The 24,523-nt window shown below is 68.2% G+C and carries 23 protein-coding genes; 19 read left to right on the top strand and 4 right to left on the bottom strand.

Annotated elements, in window-relative coordinates; translation table 11 throughout:
* Positions 1 to 63: 63 nt before the first annotated feature.
* Positions 64 to 435, bottom strand: a complete 372-nt coding sequence (locus PW843_29705) for a hypothetical protein (protein ID MDE1150745.1) — start codon at positions 433 to 435, stop codon at positions 64 to 66.
* A 342-nt stretch (positions 436 to 777) separates the two neighbouring features.
* Between PW843_29705 and PW843_29700 the strand changes: the two genes are divergently transcribed.
* The 17 genes from PW843_29700 to PW843_29620 all read left to right on the top strand — a co-directional run bounded on the left by PW843_29700 (position 778) and on the right by PW843_29620 (position 20,323).
* Positions 778 to 1,761 carry an ABC transporter substrate-binding protein gene (locus PW843_29700; protein ID MDE1150744.1) on the top strand — a complete coding sequence of 328 codons (984 nt, stop codon included), beginning with the start codon at positions 778 to 780 and terminating at the stop codon, positions 1,759 to 1,761.
* Positions 1,762 to 1,839: 78 nt separating this feature from the next.
* A complete protein-coding gene (locus tag PW843_29695; protein ID MDE1150743.1) occupies positions 1,840 to 2,661 on the top strand; it encodes an ABC transporter permease in 822 nt (273 codons plus the stop codon).
* 3 nt (positions 2,662 to 2,664) lie between these two features.
* Positions 2,665 to 3,291: an ABC transporter ATP-binding protein gene (locus tag PW843_29690; GenBank protein MDE1150742.1), complete on the top strand. Its 627-nt coding sequence runs from the start codon at positions 2,665 to 2,667 to the stop codon at positions 3,289 to 3,291.
* Positions 3,204 to 3,458: a hypothetical protein gene (locus PW843_29685; GenBank protein ID MDE1150741.1), complete on the top strand. Its 255-nt coding sequence runs from the start codon at positions 3,204 to 3,206 to the stop codon at positions 3,456 to 3,458. Before PW843_29690 ends, PW843_29685 begins: the two co-directional genes overlap by 88 nt.
* An 11-nt stretch (positions 3,459 to 3,469) precedes the next feature.
* Positions 3,470 to 5,260, top strand: a complete 1,791-nt coding sequence (locus tag PW843_29680) for an ATP-binding protein (protein MDE1150740.1) — start codon at positions 3,470 to 3,472, stop codon at positions 5,258 to 5,260.
* Positions 5,250 to 6,602 (top strand): sigma-54 dependent transcriptional regulator, encoded by a 1,353-nt coding sequence (locus tag PW843_29675; GenBank protein ID MDE1150739.1) that lies wholly within the window; start codon positions 5,250 to 5,252, stop codon positions 6,600 to 6,602. The genes PW843_29680 and PW843_29675 overlap by 11 nt, the downstream gene beginning before the upstream one ends.
* Positions 6,599 to 7,435, top strand: coding sequence for a 3-keto-5-aminohexanoate cleavage protein (locus PW843_29670; protein MDE1150738.1), 837 nt, complete (start codon positions 6,599 to 6,601; stop codon positions 7,433 to 7,435). Before PW843_29675 ends, PW843_29670 begins: the two co-directional genes overlap by 4 nt.
* Before the next feature lie 118 nt (positions 7,436 to 7,553).
* Positions 7,554 to 9,242 (top strand): D-lactate dehydrogenase, encoded by a 1,689-nt coding sequence (dld, locus tag PW843_29665; protein ID MDE1150737.1) that lies wholly within the window; start codon positions 7,554 to 7,556, stop codon positions 9,240 to 9,242.
* 91 nt (positions 9,243 to 9,333) lie between these two features.
* A complete protein-coding gene (locus tag PW843_29660; GenBank protein ID MDE1150736.1) occupies positions 9,334 to 10,029 on the top strand; it encodes a helix-turn-helix domain-containing protein in 696 nt (231 codons plus the stop codon).
* A 150-nt stretch (positions 10,030 to 10,179) separates the two neighbouring features.
* The gene (locus tag PW843_29655; GenBank protein ID MDE1150735.1) at positions 10,180 to 10,455 is read left to right on the top strand and encodes a hypothetical protein; all 276 of its coding nucleotides are present in this window, start codon (positions 10,180 to 10,182) and stop codon (positions 10,453 to 10,455) included.
* Between the two features lie 197 nt (positions 10,456 to 10,652).
* The gene (locus tag PW843_29650; protein ID MDE1150734.1) at positions 10,653 to 11,159 is read left to right on the top strand and encodes a MarR family transcriptional regulator; all 507 of its coding nucleotides are present in this window, start codon (positions 10,653 to 10,655) and stop codon (positions 11,157 to 11,159) included.
* Positions 11,156 to 13,312 carry an FUSC family protein gene (locus PW843_29645; GenBank protein ID MDE1150733.1) on the top strand — a complete coding sequence of 719 codons (2,157 nt, stop codon included), beginning with the start codon at positions 11,156 to 11,158 and terminating at the stop codon, positions 13,310 to 13,312. The genes PW843_29650 and PW843_29645 overlap by 4 nt, the downstream gene beginning before the upstream one ends.
* Positions 13,309 to 13,524, top strand: a complete 216-nt coding sequence (locus PW843_29640; protein ID MDE1150732.1) for a DUF1656 domain-containing protein — start codon at positions 13,309 to 13,311, stop codon at positions 13,522 to 13,524. The genes PW843_29645 and PW843_29640 overlap by 4 nt, the downstream gene beginning before the upstream one ends.
* A gap of 27 nt (positions 13,525 to 13,551) precedes the next feature.
* Positions 13,552 to 14,541 carry an HlyD family secretion protein gene (locus tag PW843_29635; protein ID MDE1150731.1) on the top strand — a complete coding sequence of 330 codons (990 nt, stop codon included), beginning with the start codon at positions 13,552 to 13,554 and terminating at the stop codon, positions 14,539 to 14,541.
* Positions 14,542 to 15,106: 565 nt separating this feature from the next.
* Positions 15,107 to 16,357 (top strand): group II intron reverse transcriptase/maturase, encoded by a 1,251-nt coding sequence (gene ltrA, locus PW843_29630; GenBank protein ID MDE1150730.1) that lies wholly within the window; start codon positions 15,107 to 15,109, stop codon positions 16,355 to 16,357.
* A gap of 220 nt (positions 16,358 to 16,577) precedes the next feature.
* Entirely contained in the window at positions 16,578 to 18,089 is a 1,512-nt protein-coding gene (locus PW843_29625) for a tetratricopeptide repeat-containing glycosyltransferase family protein (GenBank protein MDE1150729.1), read from the top strand.
* Complete coding sequence (locus tag PW843_29620; GenBank protein MDE1150728.1) at positions 18,086 to 20,323, top strand: tetratricopeptide repeat protein; 2,238 nt, start codon at positions 18,086 to 18,088, stop codon at positions 20,321 to 20,323. Before PW843_29625 ends, PW843_29620 begins: the two co-directional genes overlap by 4 nt.
* Here PW843_29620 and PW843_29615 read toward each other — a convergent pair.
* The 3 genes from PW843_29615 to folD form a co-directional block, all read right to left on the bottom strand.
* A complete protein-coding gene (locus tag PW843_29615) occupies positions 20,320 to 20,790 on the bottom strand; it encodes a type II toxin-antitoxin system VapC family toxin (GenBank protein MDE1150727.1) in 471 nt (156 codons plus the stop codon). The genes PW843_29620 and PW843_29615 overlap by 4 nt on opposite strands.
* A 12-nt stretch (positions 20,791 to 20,802) precedes the next feature.
* Positions 20,803 to 21,042 carry a hypothetical protein gene (locus PW843_29610; protein ID MDE1150726.1) on the bottom strand — a complete coding sequence of 80 codons (240 nt, stop codon included), beginning with the start codon at positions 21,040 to 21,042 and terminating at the stop codon, positions 20,803 to 20,805.
* Between the two features lie 72 nt (positions 21,043 to 21,114).
* Complete coding sequence (folD, locus tag PW843_29605; GenBank protein ID MDE1150725.1) at positions 21,115 to 22,023, bottom strand: bifunctional methylenetetrahydrofolate dehydrogenase/methenyltetrahydrofolate cyclohydrolase FolD; 909 nt, start codon at positions 22,021 to 22,023, stop codon at positions 21,115 to 21,117.
* Positions 22,024 to 22,225: 202 nt separating this feature from the next.
* Between folD and fucP the strand changes: the two genes are divergently transcribed.
* On the top strand, positions 22,226 to 23,590 hold the full coding sequence (gene fucP, locus PW843_29600) for an L-fucose:H+ symporter permease (GenBank protein MDE1150724.1): 1,365 nt from the start codon (positions 22,226 to 22,228) through the stop codon (positions 23,588 to 23,590).
* A gap of 4 nt (positions 23,591 to 23,594) precedes the next feature.
* Complete coding sequence (locus PW843_29595; GenBank protein ID MDE1150723.1) at positions 23,595 to 24,413, top strand: amidohydrolase family protein; 819 nt, start codon at positions 23,595 to 23,597, stop codon at positions 24,411 to 24,413.
* The last annotated feature ends 110 nt before the right edge of the window (positions 24,414 to 24,523 follow it).

The following is a 24,523-nucleotide window of genomic DNA, read 5'->3' as shown; positions in this document are numbered from 1 at the left end:
GCAGGAACCCCATCGGCCTCGCGACCGCTTGGTGGCCGTCATAACGCAAAACGCATCCCGCGCCTACCGCCCAGCGCCGTACCACCGGCCCCGGTACCCGCCCCGAAGCAAACGGCCGAGCAGACCGCCCATCGCCCCGGTAAAGACCGACAGGGCCGTCCCCAGCGCCAGGATCACGGCCGGCACGTCGCCCAGTTCCCATGACACCAGGATGCCGATGAAGGCGCAGGCGCCGCCCACCAGCGCCCCGCCCACGACGGCGATGGACAGCCCGGCCCGGGTACGACCGTAGATGAAACCGGCAAGGGCGGAGATGGCCATGCCCCCCACCGCGAAGAAATCAGCGATGACCGGCATGTAATGGCCGGCCCCCACCATGGCCAGTTGCAGCGCCGTGCCGATCAGCACGGCGCGCACCAAGATGTTTTCCGGCATGGGCGCCGCCCTCCCTTCCCGGCCGGCCTCATGAAAGGGCACGGGGGTTCCCATCGACTATCGGTCGCGGCGGCACCATCCTCAACGGCGGAAAAGGTTACAGAACCCCGCCGTCCCTGCCGGGAAATCCGCCAGACCACCGCTTGGCCCGGCCCCGGCCCGATGGTCCCGGCCCGGCCGAAACCGGCCCGGACATTGGGATTTTCCATTCCGTGATGTCATGACAGGTTGATTGGCACGGCTTCTGCTAAGCTTATGCATTAAGCGTCCAGTGCGCTTCAGGAAACCGCCGGCACCGATCGGCGGCCCTTCAGACCAAAAAGCCCGGGAGGCACCCCCAAGATGACGTCGTCAAAGACCATCCTTTCCGCCCTGTTCGGCGCCAGCGCCCTGTCCGTCGTCCTGGCCATGCCGGCCGCGGCCGAGGACGTGGTGCGCCTTGGCAACCTGAAGCTGGCCCACTACGGCGCCGTCTCCTACACCCAGGTGCTGACCGATTGCGGCATCAAGGTTGAGGAACGGATTTTCGCCAAGGGGCCGGACATCATGCAGGCCATCATGGCCGGTGAACTGGACGTGGGCGCCACCGCGTCGGAGGCCGCCATCTCCGGCCGCGCGTCGGGCGCCCCCATCTATATCGTCGCCGGCTTCGCCAAGGGCGGCGCCCGCCTGGTCGCCTCCCCCGATGCCAAGGTGGCCAAGGTCGCCGACCTGAAGGGCAAGAAGGTGGGTGTCACCCGCGGCGGCATCCAGGAGGTGCTGCTGGCCGCCGAACTGGCGCAGAACAACCTCACCTGGTCGGACCAGCCGGGCAAGGACGTGCAGATCGTCTATCTGAACTATCCCGACCTGAACCAGGCCCTGATGCTGAAGCAGTTGGACGCCATCATGCAGACGGAGCCGCAGGGATCGCAGGCCGTCAACGGCGGCTTTGGCGTCGAGGTGGTGAAGCCCTACGACACTGCCATCGGCACGCCGGTGCGCACCCTGGTGATGTCGGAGGATTTCCACGACAAGCACAAGGCGGTGGCGGAGAAGTTCATGCGTTGCTTCGTGAAGGCCACCAAGACCTTCATCGACAGCCCGGCGACCGCCTCCAAATACGTGCGCGAGACCCTGTTCAAGAAGCAGCTGACCGAGGCCGACTTCGACAGCGCCATGGGCAACGCCCAGTACAGCTATGACATCGATCCCGCCCAGATCCAGGTGACGGGCGAGACCATGTCCAAGTACGGCGTGTCCAAGCTGGCCAAGGTGCCGACCGCCACCGACTATGTGAAGCTGGACCTGCTGGCCGACGCCAAGAAGGACCTGGGCATCAAGTGAGCGCCGGGCCCGCCGCTTCAAGCCGGCGGGCCCGTTCACTTTCCGTCTTCCTACGCGTTCCTTGAGGGGAGTACCCGAATGCGGCGTAACACCTGGTTGACGGCCCTGCAGGGGGCCGTCGTGCCGCTCGTGCTGCTTGCCATATGGCAGGCGGCGTCCAGTTCCGGCGTGGTCAATGCCAAGATCCTGCCGTCACCCGTCGCCGTCGCCATCCGCTGGTGGGCCTACCTGGCCCCGGCGGATCCGTTCGATCCGGCGGCCGGCAGCTATATCGCCTGGATCTTTTCCGGCGAACTGATCCACGATGCCATCGGCAGCCTGTATCGCGTCATCATGGGCTTCGTGGTCGGTGCCGTCCTGGCCCTGCCCCTGGGCCTGATGATGGGCGCCAGCCGGGTGGCCTTCCGCTGGCTGAATCCGCTGGTGGAGGTGCTGCGCCCCATCCCGCCCATCGCCTACATCCCCCTGTCCATCCTGTGGTTCGGGCTGGGCAACCCGCCAGCCATCTTCCTGATCTCGCTGGGCGCCTTCTTCCCCGTGCTGGTCAACACCATCGCCGGGGTGCGCCAGGTGGACGGCATCTACCTGCGCGCCGCGCGCAACCTGGGCGCCGGCCCCCTCACCATCTTCCGCCGCATCATGCTGCCGGCGGCCACCCCCTACATCCTGTCGGGCGTGCGCATCGGCATCGGCACCGCCTTCATCGTCGTGATCGTGTCGGAGATGATCGCCGTCAATAACGGCCTGGGCTTCCGCATCCTGGAAGCGCGGGAGTATTTCTGGTCCGACAAGATCATCGCCGGCATGCTGACCATCGGCCTGCTGGGCCTGGCGATCGACAGCGGCGTCACCCGCATCAACAACCACCTTCTGCGCTGGCACCGCGGGCTGGAGCACTGAGCCATGGCCGACATCCTGATCGATCACGTCAACAAGCGCTTCCCCATCCCCGAGGGGGAGGTCGTGGCGCTGAAGGACATCAACCTGGACATCGCCAAGGGGGAGTTCGTCTGCCTGCTGGGCCCGTCGGGGTGCGGCAAGTCCACCCTGCTGAACGCCATCGCCGGCTTCTCCGACCCGACGGAAGGCACCATCACCGTCGGCGGCAAGGTCGTGACGGCCCCCGGCCCCGACCGGGGCATGGTGTTCCAGGAATACGCCCTGTTCCCGTGGATGACGGTGGCCAAGAACATCCGCTTCGGCCTTGAGATCAAGGGCATGGCCAAGGACGCCGCCGACGCCCGCGTGGCCGAATTGCTGGACATGCTGGGCATGAAGGAATTCGGCAATCGCTACCCTAAGGACCTGTCGGGCGGCATGCGCCAACGCGTGGCCATCGCCCGCGTGCTGGCGCTGGACAGCCCCGTGCTGCTGATGGATGAGCCCTTCGGCGCGCTGGACGCCCTGACGCGCCGGTCGCTTCAGGACGAACTGCTGAAGCTGTGTGGGCCCGCCTGGGCAAGACCGTCGTCTTCGTCACCCACTCCATTGAAGAGGCGATCTACCTGGCCGACCGCATCGTCGTGCTGACCTACCGGCCCGGCACGGTGAAAAGCGACATCCGGGTGGACATGCCCCGGCCGCGCGATGCCGCCTCGGCCGAGTTCAACGCCCTGAAGCGCGAACTGTCCCGCCTGGTGACGGAGGAACAGCAGCGCCATGAGGCGGATGAGCGGGCCGGCCTGACCACCGACTGAGGCCCCGTCCCGTGCCCCTGCCCCGTTCCCTCCACCGTCTTGGCGGCACGCGGCCCGGCACCGTCCTGGCGTGGCTGCTGGCGGCCGGGCTGGGCATCGGGGTGTGGATCCTGGCGGTGGCCCATGCCGAACAGCGGGCGGTGGCGGCCAGCGCCGCCGACGCCCGCCACCGGCTGGAGATCTACGCCAACAGCCTGGACAGTGCTGTGGAGCGGTTCGACTACCTGCCCTCCGTCGTGGCGCGCGACCCGGCGGTGGTGCGCCTGGCCGAAAGCGGCACCGGGGGTGCTGGCTTGGATGCCGCCCTGGTGGACCAGGTGAACCGCTATCTTGAGACGGTGAACGGCAGCGCCGGTTCCGCCGTCCTCTACCTGATGGATGCCGATGGCCGCACGGTGGCGGCCAGCAACTGGAACCGCGCCGACAGTTATGTCGGCGTCGATTTCAGCTACCGCCCCTATTTCAAGGAAGCGCGCGACCAGGGCCTGGGCCGCTTCTACGGCGTGGGCACGGTCACCCGCCTGCCGGGATATTTCATCGCCGCCCCGGTGGAACGTGACGGCCGGCGCGTCGGCGTGCTGACGGTCAAGATCGTGCTGGACGCGCTGGAGGACGGCTGGCGCGCCTCCCACGATGCGGTCATGGTGGCCGACCGCTTCGGCATCGTCTTCCTGTCGTCGCGCCCGGAATGGAAGTTCCGCGCCCGCCGGCCGCTGGAACCCGGGACGCTGAAGTACCTGGAGGATACGCGCGAATATGTCGGGTTGGACCATCCGCCCCTGGTGCTGGCGCGGTCGCTTCAAGCCCATCCCGACCTGCTGGTGGAACGGCCGCTCAGCCGTTATGGCTGGACCATCGCGCTGGCGGCGGACACCGGCGCCGTGGCGCAGGCCGCGGCCACGGCCCGCATCGGGCTGGCGCTGCTGATCCTGCTGGTCCTGGCCAGCGGCCTCTATGTGCGCCAGCGGGTGAAACGGCGGCGCGAACGCCGCCTGGCCCAGGTGGCGCTGGACCGCGCCTACCAGGACCTGGAACGCCAGGTGGAGGCGCGCACCGCCGACCTGAAGGCGGCCCAGGCCGAACTGGTGCAGGCGGCCAAGCTGGCCATGATCGGCCAGGTGGCGGCCGGCGTGACGCATGAGCTGAACCAGCCGCTGACGGCGCTCCGCGCGCTCGCCGACAACGCCCGCCTGCTGCTGGACCAGGGCCGGACGGAGGAGGTCAGCCAGAACCTGGCCTTCATCGCCGGCCTGGTGGACCGCATGGCCAAGATCTCCAGCCAGCTCCGCAACTTCTCCCGCCGCAGCGAGGGGCCGGCCCAGCCCGTCCCCCTGGCCGCCGCGATCCAGGAGGCGCTGGCCCTGCTGGACCGCCGCCTGAAGGAATCCCGGGTCACCGTCACGGTGGACGTGCCCGACGTGGCCGTGGCCTTCGACCCCGTGCGCCTGCAACAGGTGCTGGTCAACCTGATCCGCAATGCGGAGGATGCGACGGCCGGCACGGGAAGCCCGCGCATCACCGTCACCGCCGCCGCCATGCTGCTGGACCAGCGGCCGGCGGTGCGGGTGGCGGTGGCCGACAACGGGCCCGGCCTGGATCCCGCCGTGCGCGACCGCCTGTTCGACCCCTTCGTCACCACCAAGCCGGGCGGCCAGGGGTTGGGCCTGGGGCTTGCCATCTCCCTGGCCATCACCCAGGAATATGGCGGACAGTTGGAGGCGCGCGACGGCCCCGACGGCGGCGCCGTCTTCCTGCTGACCCTGCCCGTGATCGATACCGACCGAGACGATCTTGCCGCCTGACGCCCCCAGCCCCGCCGGCCTCATCACCGGCCCCGTCCTGTTCGTGGATGATGAGGAGATCATCCGCCACACGGTGCGCCAGACGCTGGAACTGGCGGGCCTGGGCGTCGCGACATATGCCGACGCGGAAAGCGCCCTGGCCGACATCACGGCGGAGACGCCGGGCATCCTGGTGACCGACGTGCGACTTCCGGGCATGAGCGGGCTGGATCTGCTGTCGCGGGTGCGGGCGATGGACGCGGAACTGCCGGTCGTGCTGGTAACCGGCCAGGGCGACATCTCCATGGCCGTGCGCGCCATGCAGGACGGCGCCTACGACTTCATCGAAAAGCCCTTCGTCACCGAGCACTTCGTAGAGGTGGTGCGCCGCGCGCTGGAGAAACGCACCCTGGTGCGGGAAAATCGCCGCCTGCGCCAGGCGCTGGACCGCAACGCGGCGGTGGAAAGCCACCTGCTGGGCGATGGCCCGGCGCTGGTCCGCGTCCGCCGCCTGGTGGCGGATTTGGCCGGCACCGACGTGGACGTGCTGGTGCTGGGCGAAACCGGCAGCGGCAAGGAACAGGTGGCCCGCGCCCTGCACGACGGCGGCCCCCGCGCCGGCCATCCCTTCGTCGCCGTCAATTGCGGCGCCATCCCGGAGAGCATGTTCGAAAGCGAGATGTTCGGGCATGAGGCCGGCGCCTTCACCGGGGCATCCCGCCGCCGCGTCGGCAAGATCGAGTTCGCCCACCGCGGCACCCTGTTCCTGGATGAGGTGGAAAGCATGCCGCCGGCCTTGCAGGTCAAGCTGCTGCGGGTGTTGCAGGACCGGACGCTGGAACGGCTGGGCGGCAATGACCGGGTGGCGGTGGACGTGCGGGTGGTGGCGGCCACCAAGGACAACCTGCTGGACTTGGCCAACGCCGGCCGCTTCCGCGCCGACCTCTATTACCGCCTGAACGTCGTCACCCTGGCCCTGCCGCCCTTGCGCGACCGGCGGGAGGACATCCCCCTGCTGTTCCGCCACTTCGCCCTGCAGGCGGCGGCGCGTTTCCGCCGGCCGTATGAGGAGCCGGCGCCGGCCCTGCTGCGCGCGCTGATGCTGAAGGATTGGCCGGGCAACGTGCGTGAACTGCGCAACGCTGCCGACCGTCATGTCCTGGGCCTGCTGGAGGATGAGGCCGAGGGGGCCGGGAACGGCAGCCTGGTCGACATCCTGGACGGGGTGGAGCGCCATTTGATCACCGAGGCCCTGCGGACCAGCGGCGGCCAGGTCACCCGTGCGGCGGAGGCCCTGGGCGTGCCGCGCAAGACCCTCTACGACAAGATGAGACGCCTGAACATCAATGGGGGCGAAGGATGACGACGGCCGAACCCTTGATCCTGACCGTGGCGCCCAACGGCGCCCGGCGGCTGAAGACCGACCACCCCGCCATCCCCCTGACGGTGCCTGAGATCGCGGTGGACGCCGCCGCCTGCCTGGAGGCGGGTGCCGCCATGATCCACATGCACGTGCGCGACAATCAGGGCCGCCACCTGCTGGACGCCGATACCTACGCCCAGGCCACCGCCGCCGTGCGCGCCGCCGTGGGCGACCGGCTGGTGGTGCAGGTGACGACGGAGGCCGCTGGCATCTACCACCCACCCCACCAGATGGCCGTCATCCGCGCCCTGAAGCCGGAGGCCGTGTCCCTGGCCATCCGCGAACTGGCACCCGACGCCGTGCATGAGAAAGACGCCGCCGACTTTTTCGCCTGGCTGGCACGGGAACGGGTGATGGTGCAGACCATCCTTTATTCGCGTGAAGACTTGGCGCGCTGGCACGATCTGCGCCGGCGCGGCGTCGTGCCGGACGCGCCGCACTTCCTGCTGTACGTGCTGGGCCGCTACACCGCCGGCCAGGTCAGCGACCCGCGCGACCTGCTGCCGTTCCTGGAACCGATGGCGGGCAGTACCGGCAACGCCGGCGATGTGCCCTGGGCCGTCTGCGCCTTCGGCCGGCGGGAGAACGCCTGCGTGCTGACCGCCGCCGGCCTGGGTGGGCACGTCCGCGTAGGCTTTGAGAACAACCTGCATCTGCCCGACGGTATGCTGGCCCCCAACAACGCCGCCCTGGTGGCCGCGGCGGCCCAAGGCACCCGCCTCATGGGGCGGCCGCTGGCCACGGCGGATGATGTGCGGGCGCGGTTCGGGTGAAGGCCACCGCCAAGGGACAAATCGAACAGGGTGGCTTCTTTCTTCTATAAAGGCCGGCGGCGGAGGACTAATCCTTCAGGCGTGATCCGTCCTTGGTCGCATAAGCGCGAGCCTGAAGATGTCCGCTTCCGATAACGCCGCCCTCATTTCCGCCCTTCAGTCCATCGTCGGGGCCGCGCATGTGCTGACCTCCCCGGGCAGCACCCAGCGCTACCGAACCGGTTTCCGCTTTGGTGGCGGCCCGGTGCTGGCGGTGGTCCGGCCGGGCACCCTGGTTGAGCAATGGCGCGTGCTGCAGGCCTGTGTCGCGGCCGGAAAGATCATCATCATGCAGGCCGCCAACACCGGCCTGACCGGCGGCTCCACCCCCGACGGCACTGATTATGACCGCGACATCGTCATCATCAGCACCCTGCGCATCGCCAAGGTGCGGGTGATCGGCGAGGGCCGCCAGGTGGTGTGCCTGCCCGGCGCCACCCTTTACCAGTTGGAAAAGACGCTGGCGCCCCTGGGACGCGACCCCCATTCGGTGATCGGCTCCTCCTGCATCGGCGCGTCGGTGTTCGGCGGCGTCTGCAACAATTCGGGCGGCGCCCTGATCCATCGCGGCCCCGCCTATACCGAGATGACCCTGTTTGCCCGCGTCGATGAAGAGGGCGCGGTGCAATTGGTCAACCATCTGGGCATCCGGCTGGGCGATGATGCGGAAGCGATCCTGGGCCGCCTGGACCGGGACGACTTCACCGAAGGCGATATCGACTATGCCGGCGACCGCGTGGCGTCGGACCATGAATACGCCGCCCATGTCCGCGATATCGAGGCCGCCACGCCCGGCCGTTTCAACGCCGATCCCCGTCGCTTGCACGAGTCCGCCGGCAGTGCCGGCAAGGTCATGGTGTTCGCCGTCCGTCTGGACACCTTCCCCAAGAACCAGACCACCAAGGTCTTCTATATCGGCACCAACGACGCGGCCGAACTGACGGCGATCCGCCGTCATATCCTGGGCACCTTCCCCGACCTGCCGCTTCAGGGCGAATACATGCACCGGGTGGCCTATGACATCGCCGCCGAATACGGCAAGGATACCTTCCTGGCCATCCGCCATTTGGGCACGGAGGTGATGCCCAAGCTGTTTTCGGTGAAGGGCCGGCTGGACGCCTCCGGGCTGTTCCCCACCGGCTTCACCGACCGTGTCCTGCAATTCGTGGCCAAGCTTTTCCCCCACCATCTGCCCCGGCGCATGACGGAATTCCGTGACAGGTACGAACATCACCTGATGCTGAAGGTCGTGGGGGACAGCATCGAGGCCACCCGGGCCTATCTCTCGTCCCTGTTCCCGTCGGCCGCCGGCGGTTTCTTCGAATGCACGGATGATGAGGGACAGCGCGCCTTCCTGCACCGCTTCGCCGCGGCGGGTGCGGCCATCCGCTACCGCGCCGTCCATCCGCGCGAGGTGGAGGACATCGTGGCCCTGGACATCGCCTTGCGCCGCAACGACCAGGATTGGTTTGAAACCCTGCCGGCGGCGTTGGAAGCCCCCATCCTGCACAAGCTTTATTACGGGCACTTCTTCTGCCACGTCTTCCACCAGGACTACATCATCGCCAAGGGGCATGACCCGGTGGCGATCGAACACGGCATGTGGGCGCTGCTGGACCAGCGCGGCGCGGAATATCCGGCCGAACACAATGTCGGCCACCTCTACAACGCCAAGCCCGCCCTGACGGACCATTATCGGGCGCTGGATCCCCAGAACATGTTCAACCCCGGCATCGGCCACACGTCGAAGTGCGGCCACTGGCATTAAGCCCGATGCCTAAGCCCTTGGGGTAGCGCCTTTTTTCATGTTGCCGGTATCGCAACTGACGGCCGGTAGCCCACGTGGCAACTTGGGATGCATGAATGACCGCCTGCCCAACCGTATCCGAGAACTGCGCGAAGCCCGAGGCATGACCCAGGAGGAACTGGGCATGCAGATCGGCACCGACAAGACCGTGATCTCCAAGCTGGAAAGCGGGCGCACGCGCCTCAGCCAGCAGCGCATGGTCCGCATCGCCGCCAGCCTGGGCTGCGGCGTCGCCGAACTGCTGGGCATGGAGGAAGGTCGTACCCCCGCTGCAACCGCTTGGGGACAGGAAGCACCGGAACCGGTGGCGGAGATCAATATCCATCGTGCCCGGCACGGCGGCGGCATGCTGGCCGACAGCGCCGCAGCCCCCTTCGGCGCCAGCAGCTTGCGCGAGGATGGACCGGACGCGGTGTGGGGCTTCCCCAGCCATTTCCTGCGTGCCGAATTGCAGGTCCGGCCCGATACCGTACGCCTGATCGAGGTGGTGGGCGACGGCATGGAACCCACCTTGCTGCCCGGTGACCGGGTGATGATCGACCTCGCCGACAATGCCCCCTCGTCCGACGGCATCTTCGCCCTGTGGGACGGTGAGGGTGTCGCAATCAGGCGGCTGGAAATGATCGCGGGCAGCAACCCGCCGATGGTCGAGATTCGTTTCGGCAACCCCCGCTATAAGGACCATCAGCGCGCCGCCGCCGACATCGACATCATGGGCCGCGTCGTCTGGCTGGGCCGGCGTCTCTGATCGTCTCAATAACGAGAAATGTTGCCAGACAGGCAACTTTCCGGTTGACCGGCAAAGCCCCCGTGGGCACCTTTGCGGGTAGCGGCACGTCTTGTCCGCGCCATCCAATCAGCCTTCCTTCCCCCAAGCCCTTCTTCCAGGGAGCGGCCGATGACCCGCCTTGAGCGCACGACCCTGCTGTACTGGCAGTTGGCCCGCCTTGCCCGGCACGACACCTTCCTGAACCTGGTGGTGCGGGGCCTGGATGGGCTGGCGGTCGTGGCGCGCACGGCCCCCAGCTATCGCCTGCGCCGGGCCGCCGCCCACCATGTCGGCATCGCCGCCCGGGCCCATCGTTTCCTGAACGCGGAGCGGCTGGAAAAGGTGGCGCTGTCCCTGGCGACCACCCAGGCGGGAACAGGCAACGATCCCGTCCGGATGCGCTGAGCGGCGGCATCCGACCATATACCAATGCTCGCCCCGCCCTCGTTCGGCCCCTCTGGCCGGACCTCAATCACGGGTGGTAGCATAACCGTTGTTCCTTGATGCCGCCCACCGCTCCGTCCTGTTCCTGCCATCCCTGCATTGCTGGCCCCATATGCACACATTTGAACACTAATCGATAGGACGCTAATCTTATCGACATGGAACAAACGCCACCCCTTCCCCCCATCGGCCCCCGGCACCGCGCCTTCGGCATCACGCTCTGCTATCTTGGCCGCTATTGGCGGCGCGAGGCGGACATCGTGATGAAAAACTACGCGCAGTCCGAGGCGACGGCCCTGCCCCTGATCATCCTTGCCCGCCTGGGCGACGGCATGCGCCAGGGCGTCCTGGCCGACCATGTGGGGGTGGAGGGGCCGTCGTTGGTGCGCCTGGTGGACATGCTGGAAAAGGACGATCTGGTGGAACGGCACACCGATGCCCGGGACCGACGGGTGAAGACCCTGCACCTGACGCCCAAGGGCCGCGCCCTGGCGGGTCGCCTGGATGACGCGCTGGATGACATGCGTCGGCGTCTGCTGGCCGATGTCAGCCAGGATGACTTGGAAACGGCGCTGCGGGTCTTCGCCGCCGTGGAACGGGCGCTGGGTGCGCGTGGGCCCAGCGCGCTGACGGCCGAGGCGGAAGCGGCGGGGGGCGCCTCGTGACCGCCACCACCGAAGCGGCCACCGAACCCGCGGCCGGCCTAACGCTCCGCACCTTGCGCGATTTCTGGAACGATGTCTGGAAGGGCACCGGCAACTGGGTGTTCGCCGCCAAGACGGCCGCCGCCGCCCTGGCCGCGCTGTACATCGGCTTTTCCATTGAGCTGCCGCGGCCCTATTGGGCAGCGGGCACGGTCTTCATCGTGTCGCAGCCGCTGGCCGGCGCCATGCGGTCCAAGAGCGCCTTCCGCGTGCTGGGAACATTCATCGGTGCGGTGGCCACCGTCGCCATCGTGCCCAATTTCGTGAACAGCCCACCATTGCTGTGCGTGGCCATGGCGCTGTGGACCATGACCTGCCTGGTGTTCGCCCTGCTGGACCGCACGCCGCGCAGCTACGTCTTCATGCTGGCCGCCTACAGCACCGCGCTGATCGGCTTTCCCACCGTCACCGATCCCGGCACGGTGTTCGACGCCGCCCTGGCCCGGGTGGAAGAGATCACCGTCGGCATCCTGTGCGCCACCGTCATCGGCAGCGTCGTCTTCCCCCGCGGCATCGGCCCGGTGGTCACCGGCCGCGTCGATGCCTTCCTGGCCCATGTCGGCCGCTGGACGCGCGAGGCGCTGGAAGGCCGGGAAGAGACGGACATGATCCGCATCGAACGCCGCCGGCTGGCTGCCGACGCGGTCGAGTTGCAGATGATGGCCACCCACCTGGACTACGACACCTCACACCTGCATGGCATGAGCCAGGAGGTGCGGCAGCTGCGCCAGAAGCTGGTCATGCTGCTGCCCATCCTGTCCGGCCTGGGCGATCGCGTGCGGGCGCTGAAGGCCGACGGCGACCTGTCCCCGGAACTGGAGGCGCTGCTGGCCGACGCCGCCGGCTGGGCGGAGAACGTGAACGCCCCGGTGGAGCAGACCGCTGCCCTGCGCGCCCGCGTCGCGGCCCTGCGGACCACCCCGGCCGACTGGCAGGGTGTGCTGACCCTGAACCTGCTGTCGCGGCTGAAGGACCTGATGGATTCCATCCAGGACTGCCGCGACCTGCGCGCCTATATCCGCAGCGGTGGCCACGGCCCCAAGGTGCGGCGCCGGCGCGGCGGCCGGGCGGGGGCGGAGGTGGCGATGCACCGCGACCTGGGCATGGCTGTCTGGTCCGGCCTGGGTGTCGCCCTCACCATCCTGCTGGGGTCCGCCATCTGGATCGGCACCGAATGGCCGGAGGGCGCCACGGCGGTGCAGATGGCGGCGGTGGCCTGCTGCTTCTTCGCGGCCCAGGACAACCCCGTGCCCGCCATCGTGGATTTCGCCACATACAGCGGCGTGGCGGCCTTGCTGGCCGGCATCTACATGTTCCTGATCATGCCGCACCTGGACGGCTTCTTCATGCTGGCCCTGGCGCTGGCCCCCTTGTTCGTGCTGATCGCGCGCATCATCGCCAACCCGGCGCTGGCCGGGCGCGGCTTGGCGGTGGGCGCCACCATGCCGACGCTGGCTGGCCTGACCAACACCTACAACGCCGACTTTGCGGGATATCTCAACGGTGCCATGGCCCTGGTGCTGGGCATGACCTTCGCCGCAATGATGACCGCCGTGGTGCGCGCCGTGGGGGCCGAATGGGGCGCCCGGCGCATCCTGCGCGCCTGCTGGGCCGACATCCGCACCATGGCGGATCCGCGCGTGCCCGCCCCCGAGGGTGGCTTGCGCTCCCTTCTGGCCGGCAAGCTGCTGGACCGCATGGGCCTGCTGGTCCCCCGCATGGCCGCATTGCCCAACGGATCGGAGGTGGCGGCCACCGACGCCCTGGCCGACATCCGCACCGGCATGAACATCATGGAACTGCGCGGCGTGGAAAACACCCTGCCGGCCGAGGCCCGCAAGGCGGTCGACGGCGCCCTGACGGAGCTGGCGGCCCACTACCGCAAGGTCTGCCGCGCCGGCGCGCAACGCGATCCGTCGCCCGCCCTGCTGGCCCGCATCGACGCCGCCATCGGCACCCTGATGCCGATGAGCGACCGGCGCCCGCGCCAGGCCCTGATGGCGCTGGCCGGCATCCGCCGCGCCCTGTCGGACGGCGTGCCCCAACTGACCCCGCCGACGCCGGCCGCGCCACCCGCCCCTCAACCTCCCAACCCGGAAAGCCTGGCCGCATGATCGGCGAACTGGACATCCACGGCGTCTTCATCTCGCCCCTGCTGGCGTGGGGCTTCATCGCCTTCATCGTGTCGATCGGCGTGCGCTGGGTCCTGCGCCTGGTGGGCGCCTATCGCCTGGTGTGGCACCGGCCGCTGTTCGACCTGGCGCTGTATGTCATCATCTTCGGCGGCGTGGCTGCCGTCTTCAATCACTACACCTCGCTCTCCTGAGCCCTTTTTCATCCGGACCCCGCCGCTATGCGCAGCCTTCTCACCGCCCTCACCCGCCTGGTCGTCACCCTGGTCGTGGTCGCCATCGCCGCCCTGGTGGGCTGGCGTTTCTGGATTTACTACATGGATGAGCCGTGGACCCGCGACGGTCGCGTCCGCGCCGACATCCTGGGCGTCACACCCGACGTGTCCGGCCTGGTGGACGAGGTGCTGGTCCATGACAACGAGACGGTGACCAAGGGCCAGGTGCTGTTCCGCATCGACCGTGTTCGCTTCACCCTGGCGCTGCAGCAGGCCGACGCCAACGTGGCCGCCAAGAAGGCCAACCTGGATGAGGCCGTGCTGGAGCGGAACCGCTACCAGTCGCTAAGCAGTTCCGCCGTGTCGCGGGAGAAGCAGGAACAGGTGACCGCTGTCGCCAAGCAGATGGAGGCCGTCTACATGCAGGCCGTGGCCGACCGCAACGTCGCCAAGCTGAACCTGGACCGGACGGAAGTGGTGGCCACCGTCAACGGCTACATCACCAACTTCGACCTGCGGCCGGGCGATTACGTTTCCGCCGGCAAGCCGGTGACGGCCCTGGTGGACAGCGACAGTCTGCACGTGCAGGGCTATTTTGAGGAAACCAAGCTGGGCCGCATCCATGTGGGCGACAAGGTGACCGTCCGCCTGATGGGTGATCCGCGCGCCTTCAACGGCCATGTGCAAAGCATCGCCGCCGCCATCGAGGACCGCGAACGGTCGGAAGGCCATAACCTGCTGGCCAACGTGAACCCGACCTTCAGCTGGGTGCGCCTGGCCCAGCGCATCCCCGTGCGCGTGGTGCTGGACAACCCGCCGGCCGACCTGCGCCTGATCCCCGGCCGCACCGCCACCGTGGCGGTGGCCGGGTCCGACGCCGTGCTGAAACAGCCGCTGACCACGCTGCCCCACCCCACCGACCCGCAGCAGCCCCCGGCCAAGCCCGCCGCGACCCAGCCGGCGCCCGCGACGACGGCCCCGGCCAAGCCGCACTGAAGGCGGACACGCGCGATTGAAGAAGAATGGGCGGGCACCGGCAGCGGCCCGCCCTTTTTCATGGTGCGCCCAGCATGGGCGCGTTCTTGAGGGTGGAAGTCCCTCCGTAAGCTGATCACGGTGAACGAAGCGAAACGCAACTGCGAGAGGGCGACTGATCGTGGGGAGGAAGCGTGGAGCGAAACCACGAGCCGATGAACAAGAACCGGATAGAAGGCGGTGCCGAGCAGGGCGAGCGGGCCATGAACCGCGAAGCTCTCGTGATCAAGGGTCGGCGCCGTAGATCCGGCGGTTGTGTGGTGAAGGAGCGCGCTCTTACCTGGGGAGATCCCGCCTTATGCCTGAAAGGGTGACGGTGTCGAGCCGGAGCGGGAAGTCAGCAGAGGTCATAGTAGGGGCCGGTTCAACTGGTGCCGAAGGACCGAACGAGGAGGAGTGTTGATCCACCGTGGCGATGCGGAAGGCAGAGCGTCAGATGTCCGCGCAAGCGGGGCGGTCGGGAGGGGGGCGAGGTGAAGCCTTGCCCGGGCCCGGCAGCGACGAAGCCTTGCGCCCGCGCCCGGAAATGGAAAACACGGGGTCAGGGCTGCTGCTGGCGGCCCTGACGCGAGAGAACCTGCAACGGGCTTGGCGACGGGTGCGGTCCAACAAGGGCGCGGCGGGGGTTGACGGTCTGGACATTGACCAGACGGCGGCCCATCTGCGCACGGTGTGGCCCGCGATCCGGAGCCAGGTGTTGTCGGGGACGTACCGGCCTTGGCCGGTACGACGGGTGGCGATCCCGAAGCCGGACGGTGGCGAGCGTGAACTCGGCATCCCGACGGTGACGGATCGCCTGATCCAGCAGGCGCTGCTGCAGGTGTTGCAGCCGCTCCTTGATCCGAGCTTCAGCGAGTACAGCTACGGCTTCCGTCCGGGGCGAGGGGCGCACGACGCGGTGCTGAAGGCACAGTCGTACGTCCAGTCGGGCCGGCGGGTTGTGGTTGACGTGGACCTGGAGAAGTTCTTCGACCGGGTGAACCACGACATCCTGATCGACCGTCTCTGGAAGCGCATTGGGGATGCCGGCATCGTCCGGCTGATCCGGTCGTACCTGGACAGCGGGATCATGGTGGGGGGCGTGGTCCAGGCACGGGAGAGGGGGACGCCGCAGGGCGGCCCGCTGTCGCCGCTGCTGGCCAACGTCTTGCTCGACGAGGTGGACCGGGAACTGGAGCGCCGGGGTCATCGCTTCGTGCGCTACGCTGACGATGCGAACGTTTACGTTCGCAGCCGGAAGGCGGGTGAGCGGGTGATGGCGCTGTTGCGGCGGCTCTACGGCCGACTGCGTCTCTCGGTCAACGAGACCAAGAGCGCGGTGACCAGCGTGTTCGGCCGCAAGTTCCTGGGCTACGGCTTCTGGGTGGCGCCCGGTGGCGTCATCAAGCGGCGGGTTGCCGACAAGCCGCTGGCGACCTTCAAGCATCGCATCCGGCAGCTGACCCGCCGTTCCGGCGGGAACAGTGTGCAGGAGGTGGTGATGCGCCTGCGTTCCTATGTTCTGGGATGGAAGGCCTACTTCCGCCTGGCGCAGACACCCCGGGTCTGGAACGACCTGGACAAGTGGATGCGCCATCGGCTGCGGGCCATCCAGCTCAAGCATTGGAAACGGGGCACGACCATCTACAGGGAACTGAAAGCACTCGGGGCCAAACCCAAGGTGCTCCATCAGGTGGCGGCCAATAGCCGCCGCTGGTGGCGCAACAGCGGGATGGCCCTCAATGCCGTCCTCTCCCTGCAATGGGCGGACGCCCTGGGAATGCCCCGTCTCTCTTGACCTCAACTCCTCGAACCGCCCGGTGCGGACCCGCATGCCGGGTGGTGTGGGAGGGGAGCGGTCCTCAAGGATCGCCCCCTATCCCGATCACGCTCAGACACTTCGCCGCACCTCACGACCGACCGTTCCCCCGGCACGGCCCGTTTAATTAAGGTGAGCCCAAGGATACCGCAGGGCGCCCTGCGGCATTCGGACGGCACCCGCGGGGATTATCGGCACCATGGCATCAGTCCCGGAACGGGTTTCAGGCAAGGCGGATACGACGGCCAGCGCATCGACAGGCGCCATGCCCAGCCCGGAGGCCATCGAGCGGGCAATCGGCCGGCTGGAACGGGCGTTGATCAGCGAGCCTGACGCCATCGACGTCCACTTCAACCTGGGCATCCTGTTGCAGGCGCAGGGCCGCCGGGAAGAGGCGACCGGCCGCTATGACCGGGTGCTGGCGCTCAATCCCCACGACGCCCGGGCGCACAACGCCCTGGGAATCCTGCGCCATGATTCCGGCGACCTGGGCCGTGCCATGGACTGTTTCGAGGCGGCACTGGCCGCCGATCCCAACGATCCCCAGGCCCACAACAACATGGGCCATCTGTTGCAGATCGAGAACCGACTGGACGATGCGCTGTCGTTCTTCGACTGGGCGCTGGCCCTGCGGCCGGACTATCCGGAGGCGCTGAACAACGCCGGCGTGGTGTTGCAGATGCAGGGCCGGCTGGTCGAGGCCATCACCCATTACCGCCACGCCGTGGCCCTGCGGCCCGACTATGCCGCCGCCCACAAGAACCTGGGCATGACCCTGCTGGCGGCCGGCCAGCTGGAGGAAGGCTGGCGGGAATTTGAATGGCGCTGGCAGGACAACCAGCTGGCCGCCGCCCGCCGCCCCTTCACCCAGCCGCAATGGCTGGGGGAGCCGGCCGCCGGCCGCACCCTGTTGATCCATGCCGAGCAGGGCTTCGGCGACAGCCTGCAATTCTGCCGCTACGTGTCGCTGGTGGCGGAACGGGGCTTGCGGGTGGTGCTGGAGGTGCCCCTGCCCCTGGTGCGCCTGATGGAGCGGCTGCCCCACGTTGAAAGGGTGGTGGCCCATGGCCAGCCGCTGCCGCCCTTCGACCTGCATTGCCCGATGATGAGCCTGCCCCTGGCGCTGGGGACCCGGCTGGACAGCATTCCGGTCCTTCCCAGCTATCTCACGGTCGATCCGGCCGAGAGCGAAACCTGGCGCCGGCTGCTGGCGGCGGAGGCGCCGGGCGACAACCGGCCCAAGGTGGGCGTGGTCTGGGCCGGCGCCGCCCGAGCCGACACACCCGACGTGGCCGTGGCCGACCGCCGCCGCTCCATGGGGCTGGCGGCCCTGATGCCCCTGTTCGACGAAAGCTGCGTCCGTTTCGTCAGCCTGCAGAAGGAACCGTCGGAGATGGTGGTGCCACCCAGCCTGGGTGGCCTGATCGACACCGTGGTTGACTTCGCCGATACCGCGGCGCTGATCAGCAACCTGGATTTGGTGATCAGCGTCGATACCGCCGTCGCCCACCTGGCCGCCGCCATGGGGGTTTCCGTCTGGCTGCTGAACCGGTTCGACAGCTGCTGGCGCTGGCTGCGCCACCGCGACGACAGCCCCTGGTATCCGGGCCTGCGCCAATTCCGGCAAAGTCGTTTCGGTGATTGGGGCGGTGTGGTTAAAAACGTCCGGACCGCCTTGAACATCCAATTTCCGACTGGAACCAAGCCATGACCGCCCGTCCCGCCGCCGCCGACCGGGTGCCGCCCAAGGCCAAGCCCCAGACGCCGGCCGAGAAGGCGTATGCCGCCGCCTTGGTGCAGCACAAGGCCGGCCGGCTGGACGTGGCGGCGGTGCTGTATCGCAAGGTCCTGATGCTGGCGCCCCACGACCCCTTGAGCCTGCACCTGCTGGGCGTGGTCGCCTTCCAGCAGAAGCGCCCGGCCGAGGCCCTGGACCTGATCGGCCAGGCGCTGGCGCTGAGACCTGAGTTTCCCGAGGCGCTGAACAATCTGGGCACGGTGCAGGAGGCCCAGGGCGATGTCGCGACGGCGGCAGAATCCTTCGCCCGCGCGGCCGCTCTGCGCCCGACCTTTGCCGAGGCGCACAACAACCTGGGCAACGCCCTGAAAGCCCAGGATCGGCTGGATGAGGCCCTGGCGGCACTGGACCGCGCCCTGGCGCTGCGCCCTGATTATGCCGAGGCGCACAATAACCGTGGCGTGGTCTTCCGCATGCACCGCCGCTGGCCCGAGGCCGAGGCCTGTTTCCATCAGGCGCTGGTGACCAAGCCCAACTACATCAACGCGCTGTACAATCTGGGCCTGGTGCAGCGCCTGACGGGCAGGACGGCGGACTCGCTGTCCTGGCTGGAGCGCGCGGTGGCGCTGGCGCCTGATCATGCCGAGGCGCGGTTCAACCTGGGCCTGGCCTTGCAGGACATGGAACGGCACGAGGACGCCCTGCCCCATCTGGAGCGCGCGACGGCGCTGCGTCCCGACGACCATATGCCGGTGGGCCATCTGGGCATCACCTTGCAGGCCCTGGGGCGGTCGCCGGAGGCCATGCTGGCCTATAAGCGCGCGCTGACGCTGAACCCGGACTTCGCCGACGCCCACAACAACCTGGGCATCATCCTGCACCTCAACGGCCGCCATGCGGAGGCGGAGAGCTGTTTTTCCCGCGCCATCGCCCTGCGGCCGGAAAACCCCAAGGCCCATAACAATCTGGGCCTGGCCCTCATGTCCCAGGGCAAGGCGGCCCAGGCGGCCGCCGCCTTCGATGAGGCCATCGACGCCCTGCCCAACTATGCCGAGGCGCACAACAACAGGGGCATGGCCCTGCATGCCGACGGCCGCATGGACGAGGCCCGCGCCAGCATCCAGGCGGCGCTGGCGCTGAACCCGGAATACCCTGAAGGAATCAATAATTTAGGCGCTGTCTTTCAGGCGAAAGGTGACCTTCAATCCGCCATCAAGCAGTTCCGGGCCAGCATCGCCCTGCGCCCGGACTACGGCGCCTCCCACAACAATCTGGGCATGTCGCTGCTGGCCGCCGGGCAGTACGAGGAAGGCTGGCGCGAATATGAATGGCGCTGGCGCACCCGTCAGATGTCGCCCTATTCCCACCAGTTCCCCCGGCCGCAATGGCGGGGTGAGGACGCGGCCGGCAAGACCATCCTGATCCACGCGGAACAGGGCCTGGGCGACACGCTGCAGTTCTGCCGCTACGTGCCGCTGGTGGCGGCGCGCGGCATGCGCATCACCCTGGCCATACAGCCGTCGCTGGCCCGCCTGCTGCGCCCCCTGCCCGGTGTCGTGCACATCGTGGAGGATGGCCAGCCCTTGCCGCCCTTCGACCTGCAATCCCCGATGATGAGCTTGCCGCTGGCTTTCGGCACGACGGTGGAGACCATTCCGGCCGCACCGTCCTACCTGGCGGCGGAGCCCGCCGACATCGCCTTGTGGCGGGACCGGTTGGAGCAACTGGAGGCCGGCGCCCGCCCTTTGCGCGTCGGCCTGGTCTGGGCCGGCAACCCGCGCAACCATGCGCCGGAACTGTCGGCCGTCGACCGCCGCCGCTCCATGGCGCCGCACCACCTGGCCACCCTGGCGGACGTACCCGGCGTGCGGTTCTACAGCCTGCAGAAGGACGGCGCCCCGCCCGAGGGCTTCCCCATGACCGACCTGATGGACCAGGTGGATGATTTCGGCGACACCGCCGCGTTGGTCGCCAACCTGGATCTGGTGATCAGCGTCGACACCTCCGTCGTGCACCTGGTGGGCGCGCTGGGCAAGCCGGTCTGGGTGATGAACCGCTACGACAGTTGCTGGCGCTGGTTCCGCGATCGTACCGACAGCCCCTGGTATCCCACCCTGCGGCTGTTCAACCAAGGGGCGCCGGGCGACTGGGACGGCGTGGTCACCCAGGTGCGGGACGCGCTGGCGGCACGGGTAGCGACCGCTTAAGGCACATCAATGAAGGTCAACGGTTCCACCGGGATGATGCGATCCTTAAGGCGGGGCGCACCTGTGCCACTGCCCTGGCCCGCAGTGATCCACTCAACCGCATAGTTCGGCGTGTTGTTGTCGCTGCTGACCAAGGTCAGGCCACGGGCGATGGCCATGGCGATGATCAACCGGTCCATGGGATCCTTGTGACCGGCGACCGTCGGCAATCGGGTCATATTCAGATAATCGACGGCTGTAGGCGCCAACAGGATGAAACCCGCTTCATCGACCACCAGCCGCTCGAAATCCTGCAGCAGGCTTTTTGCCTCCGGCCACTGGTTGGCTGAAAGCTTCATTGCCAGTTCCTGGGCTGACGCCAACGTGGCGAAAACCTGATTGGCGGGATCTGATCGCGTGTCGGCCGCGAGGTTCTCGGGCTCGACCACCGCCCAGAACAGCGCATGCGTATCCAGCAGAAGCTTCATCGGAGGCAGCGTTCAAGCCGGCTTCTTCCCCACCCCAAGGCGCTTTGGGCCACGGGGATGAATGGTCAGCTGATCCATTCCCCCCGTGCGCGGGGTAAATCCACGCGCGGGTGAGGAGACAACGCGTCCCGCCTCCCCCTTGTCGAGGCCATGGACGGTGACGGTGTAAGAGCGGCGCGTGCCGTCATCCTCAAGGAAGGAACCGGACACCTGGCGGTCGCCCGTTGGCTTGGTCTGCGCGTTCTTCGCCATATGCCATGTCCTTCTCTCAACAACCTTCGCAAGATTCGGCCTGCGGCACCCCTTGGTCAAGCGCCTTGATGGTCACGCGAAATCCGCCAATTCGCTTTCCAACCCATGCGCCCGACAGGCGGCGGTCAGGGCGTTCAGCAGCAGGACGGCGATGGTCATGGGGCCGACGCCGCCCGGCACCGGGGTGATGGCGCCGGCGATGGCGGCCGCCTCATCGAAAGCCACGTCGCCCACCAGGCGGGTCTTGCCGGCGGCGGCGGCAGCCGGGTCGCGGGCCGGCACGCGGTTTATGCCCACGTCGATAACCGTGGCGCCCGGCTTCACCCAATCGCCGCGCACCATCTCCGGCCGGCCGACGGCGGCCACCAGGATGTCGGCGGTGCGGCACAGGGCCGGCAGATCCTCGGTCCGGCTGTGGGCCACGGTGACGGTGCAGTCGGCCTGTAGCAGCAGCTGCGCCATGGGCTTGCCCACGATGTTGGAGCGGCCGACCACAACGGCGTGTTTGCCCTTCAGGCTGCCCAGCCGGTCGCGCAACAGCATCAGGCAACCCAGCGGCGTGCACGGCACCAGGCCGGGCAATCCGGCGGACAGGCGGCCGACATTGACGACGTGAAAGCCGTCCACGTCCTTGTCCGGATCGATGGCCGCCAGCACGGCGGCGCTGTCGATATGGGCCGGCAGGGGCAGTTGCACCAGGATGCCGTGGATGGCCGGGTCGGCGTTCAGGGCGTGCACCACGGCCAGCAATTCACCTTGCGTGGCGCTGGCCTCCAGCCGGTGGGTGACGGAATGCATGCCGGCGGCGTGGGTCTGCTCACCCTTGTTGCGGACATAGACCTGGCTGGCCGGATCCTCGCCCACCAGCACCACGGCCAGGCCCGGCGTCAGGCCGTGACGCGCGCCCAGAGCCGCCACCTTGGCGGCGATGCGTTCGCGCAAAGCTCCAGCGAAAGCCTTGCCGTCGATGATGTGCGCCATGATCCGTCCCCACGCTTTTCGGCAACTTTTGAAACCGGGCGGACATTAACGACAGGCACCCGCGCCGCCAAGCGGGCCTGTGACAATGCCACGCTGATGCGGACCGGATGCGTTTTTATATTTGACGTATAAATTCATATTTGATGTGCTTGTCGCCGCAGCCGGTCCGCATACCGGCCATAAAAATACCCTGGGAGGGGACATGTCGGACGGTCATCCAGATCCGAAGCACCAAGCCGCACCCGGCCACGCCGCTGGCCGTTGGACCGTGCCCATCATCCTGATCGTCAGCCTGTTCTTCCTGTGGGGCGTGGCCAACAACCTGAACGACGTGCTGGTGGCGCAGTTCCGCAAGGCCTTCGACCTGAAGGACTGGCAGTCGGGCCTGGTGCAATCCGCCTTCTACCTGGGTTATTTCTTCTGCGCGGTCCCGGCCGCCCTGTTCGCCCGGCGCTTCGGCTACAAGGCCGCCATCGTCTTGGGCCTCTGCCTATACGGTGCCGGCGCCCTGCTGTTCTATCCGGCAGCCGAACTCAGGGCCTACAGCGCCTTCCTGGGCGCCCTGTTCGTCATCGCCAGCGGCCTGGCCTTCCTGGAGACCTCCGCCAACCCGCTGATGACCGTGCTGGGCGACCCGTCGGGGGCTGAACGCCGGCTGAACCTGGCGCAGGCCTTCAACCCGCTGGGCGCCATCACCGGCGTGCTGGTGGGCCGGCAGTTCATCCTGTCCGGCGTGGAATACACGCCGACGCAAATCGCCGCCCTGTCACCCGACGCCCTGGCCCGCTTCCGTGATACCGAGGCGATGGCGGCCCAGTCCTCCTACCTCATCCTCGGCTTGCTGGTGCTGCTATGGGCCCTGGTGGTGCTGGCCGTGCGTTTCCCGCGCCTGAGCGACGGGCATGAGGACCGGACGGAGGTGGCGACGACAGCGGGCGGCCCAATTGGGGGCGGCAGTGTGCGGCGCCTGCTGCGCCACCGCCATTTCCTGTTCGGCGTGGTGGCGCAGTTCTTCTATGTCGGCGCCCAGGTGGGGGTGTGGAGCTTCCTGATCCGCTATGCCCAGCACGGCGTGCCCGGCACGGATGAGAGAACGGCCGCCTTCTACCTGACCCTGTCGCTGGTGGGCTTCATGGCCGGCCGTTTCGCCGGCACCGCCCTGATGGGCCGGGTGGCGGCGGAACGGCTGATGGGCTTGTTCGCCGCCATCAACGTGGTGCTATGCGTAGTCGGCGCCTTCGGTGGCGGCTGGCTGGGCCTGGGCGCCATGATCGCCACCAGCTTCTTCATGTCCATCATGTTCCCCACCATCTTCGCCGTGTCCCTGCGTGGCCTGGGGCCGCTGACCAAGATCGGATCGTCGTGGCTGGTCATGTCGGTCATCGGCGGGGCCGCGGTGCCGGTGGTCATGGGCCAGGTGTCGGACTTCACCTCCATCGCCATCGCCATGCTGGTGCCGGGCCTGTGCTTCGCCGTGGTCGGCGCCTTCAGCCTGGCCGGCCGCAAGGTGGCCGTCCCGGCCACGGAGCCTGCCGCCCGCCTGACGCCCATCGCCACCGGGCACTGAGCCCATGATCGACGCGCACCAGCACGTCTGGCGCCTGGGCCGCCATGGCTGCGCCTGGCCCACGCCAGATCTGGCCGTCCTCCACCGCGACCACGACGTGGATGAGCTGGCGGCCCTGGCCCGTCCCCTGGGCGTTGCCGGCAGCGTGCTGGTGCAGTCCCAGCCTTGCGACGAGGACACCGACTTCCTGCTGGCGGAAGCCGACGCCCATCCCTTCGTCCTGGGCGTGGTGGGCTGGGCCGACCTGAAGGCGCCGACCGCGCCCGACCGCATCGCCACCCTGGCGGCCCGTCCCGAGATGCGCGGCCTGCGCCCCATGCTGCAGTCCCTGCCGGTGGACTGGATCGCCGATCCGGCGGTGGACCGGGGCGCCCGCGCCATGGTGGCGCACGGCCTGACCTTCGACGCCCTGGTCCTGCCCGGCCACCTGCCGGCACTGCTGGACTTCGCGCGCCGGCACCCGGACCTGCCCCTGGTCATCGACCATGGCGCCAAGCCGCTGATCGCCCAGGGCGAGATCACGCAATGGGCGGGCTGGATGCGCGAACTGGCAGCATTGCCCCAGGTGCACGCCAAGCTGTCCGGCCTGCTGACCGAGGCCGGCCCCAACCCCACGCGGGAATCCCTGGCGCCTTATGTCGAGGTGTTGCTGGCCGCCTTCGGCCCCGGCCGCCTGATGTGGGGCAGCGACTGGCCGGTGGTGAACCTGGCCGGCGACTATGCCGGCTGGCTGGCCATGGCGCACGACCTGATAGCTGCCGCCGGAAGTGAAGCGAGCCGGGCGATCTTCGAAGGGACCGCCCGGCGCTTTTATCGATTGTGATCGTTGCTTGAGCAATCGCTCAAGCAACCGTAGGCCCCGACCGGGGCCGCCGGACCTTTGTGGGGAGCGACGCGGACGACAAAGGGAGGAAGCCAAGCCGGCGGATGCCG

The sequence above is a fragment of the Azospirillaceae bacterium genome, assembly GCA_028283825.1.
Classification (GTDB): domain Bacteria; phylum Pseudomonadota; class Alphaproteobacteria; order Azospirillales; family Azospirillaceae; genus Nitrospirillum.
This window is presented reverse-complemented; position numbering and strand designations above follow the sequence as displayed.

Excerpts from the sequence above, each read along its gene's own strand:
- PW843_29705 (MDE1150745.1), bottom strand. The coding sequence starts at position 435 with ATGCCGGAAAACATCTTGGTGCGCGCCGTGCTGATCGGCACGGCGCTG.
- PW843_29700 (MDE1150744.1), top strand. The coding sequence starts at position 778 with ATGACGTCGTCAAAGACCATCCTTTCCGCCCTGTTCGGCGCCAGCGCC.
- PW843_29695 (MDE1150743.1), top strand. The coding sequence starts at position 1,840 with ATGCGGCGTAACACCTGGTTGACGGCCCTGCAGGGGGCCGTCGTGCCG.
- PW843_29690 (MDE1150742.1), top strand. The coding sequence starts at position 2,665 with ATGGCCGACATCCTGATCGATCACGTCAACAAGCGCTTCCCCATCCCC.
- PW843_29670 (MDE1150738.1), top strand. The coding sequence starts at position 6,599 with ATGACGACGGCCGAACCCTTGATCCTGACCGTGGCGCCCAACGGCGCC.
- dld (MDE1150737.1), top strand. The coding sequence starts at position 7,554 with ATGTCCGCTTCCGATAACGCCGCCCTCATTTCCGCCCTTCAGTCCATC.
- PW843_29660 (MDE1150736.1), top strand. The coding sequence starts at position 9,334 with ATGAATGACCGCCTGCCCAACCGTATCCGAGAACTGCGCGAAGCCCGA.
- PW843_29655 (MDE1150735.1), top strand. The coding sequence starts at position 10,180 with ATGACCCGCCTTGAGCGCACGACCCTGCTGTACTGGCAGTTGGCCCGC.
- PW843_29650 (MDE1150734.1), top strand. The coding sequence starts at position 10,653 with ATGGAACAAACGCCACCCCTTCCCCCCATCGGCCCCCGGCACCGCGCC.
- PW843_29640 (MDE1150732.1), top strand. The coding sequence starts at position 13,309 with ATGATCGGCGAACTGGACATCCACGGCGTCTTCATCTCGCCCCTGCTG.
- PW843_29635 (MDE1150731.1), top strand. The coding sequence starts at position 13,552 with ATGCGCAGCCTTCTCACCGCCCTCACCCGCCTGGTCGTCACCCTGGTC.
- ltrA (MDE1150730.1), top strand. The coding sequence starts at position 15,107 with ATGGAAAACACGGGGTCAGGGCTGCTGCTGGCGGCCCTGACGCGAGAG.
- PW843_29625 (MDE1150729.1), top strand. The coding sequence starts at position 16,578 with ATGGCATCAGTCCCGGAACGGGTTTCAGGCAAGGCGGATACGACGGCC.
- PW843_29620 (MDE1150728.1), top strand. The coding sequence starts at position 18,086 with ATGACCGCCCGTCCCGCCGCCGCCGACCGGGTGCCGCCCAAGGCCAAG.
- PW843_29615 (MDE1150727.1), bottom strand. The coding sequence starts at position 20,790 with ATGAAGCTTCTGCTGGATACGCATGCGCTGTTCTGGGCGGTGGTCGAG.
- PW843_29610 (MDE1150726.1), bottom strand. The coding sequence starts at position 21,042 with ATGGCGAAGAACGCGCAGACCAAGCCAACGGGCGACCGCCAGGTGTCC.
- folD (MDE1150725.1), bottom strand. The coding sequence starts at position 22,023 with ATGGCGCACATCATCGACGGCAAGGCTTTCGCTGGAGCTTTGCGCGAA.
- fucP (MDE1150724.1), top strand. The coding sequence starts at position 22,226 with ATGTCGGACGGTCATCCAGATCCGAAGCACCAAGCCGCACCCGGCCAC.
- PW843_29595 (MDE1150723.1), top strand. The coding sequence starts at position 23,595 with ATGATCGACGCGCACCAGCACGTCTGGCGCCTGGGCCGCCATGGCTGC.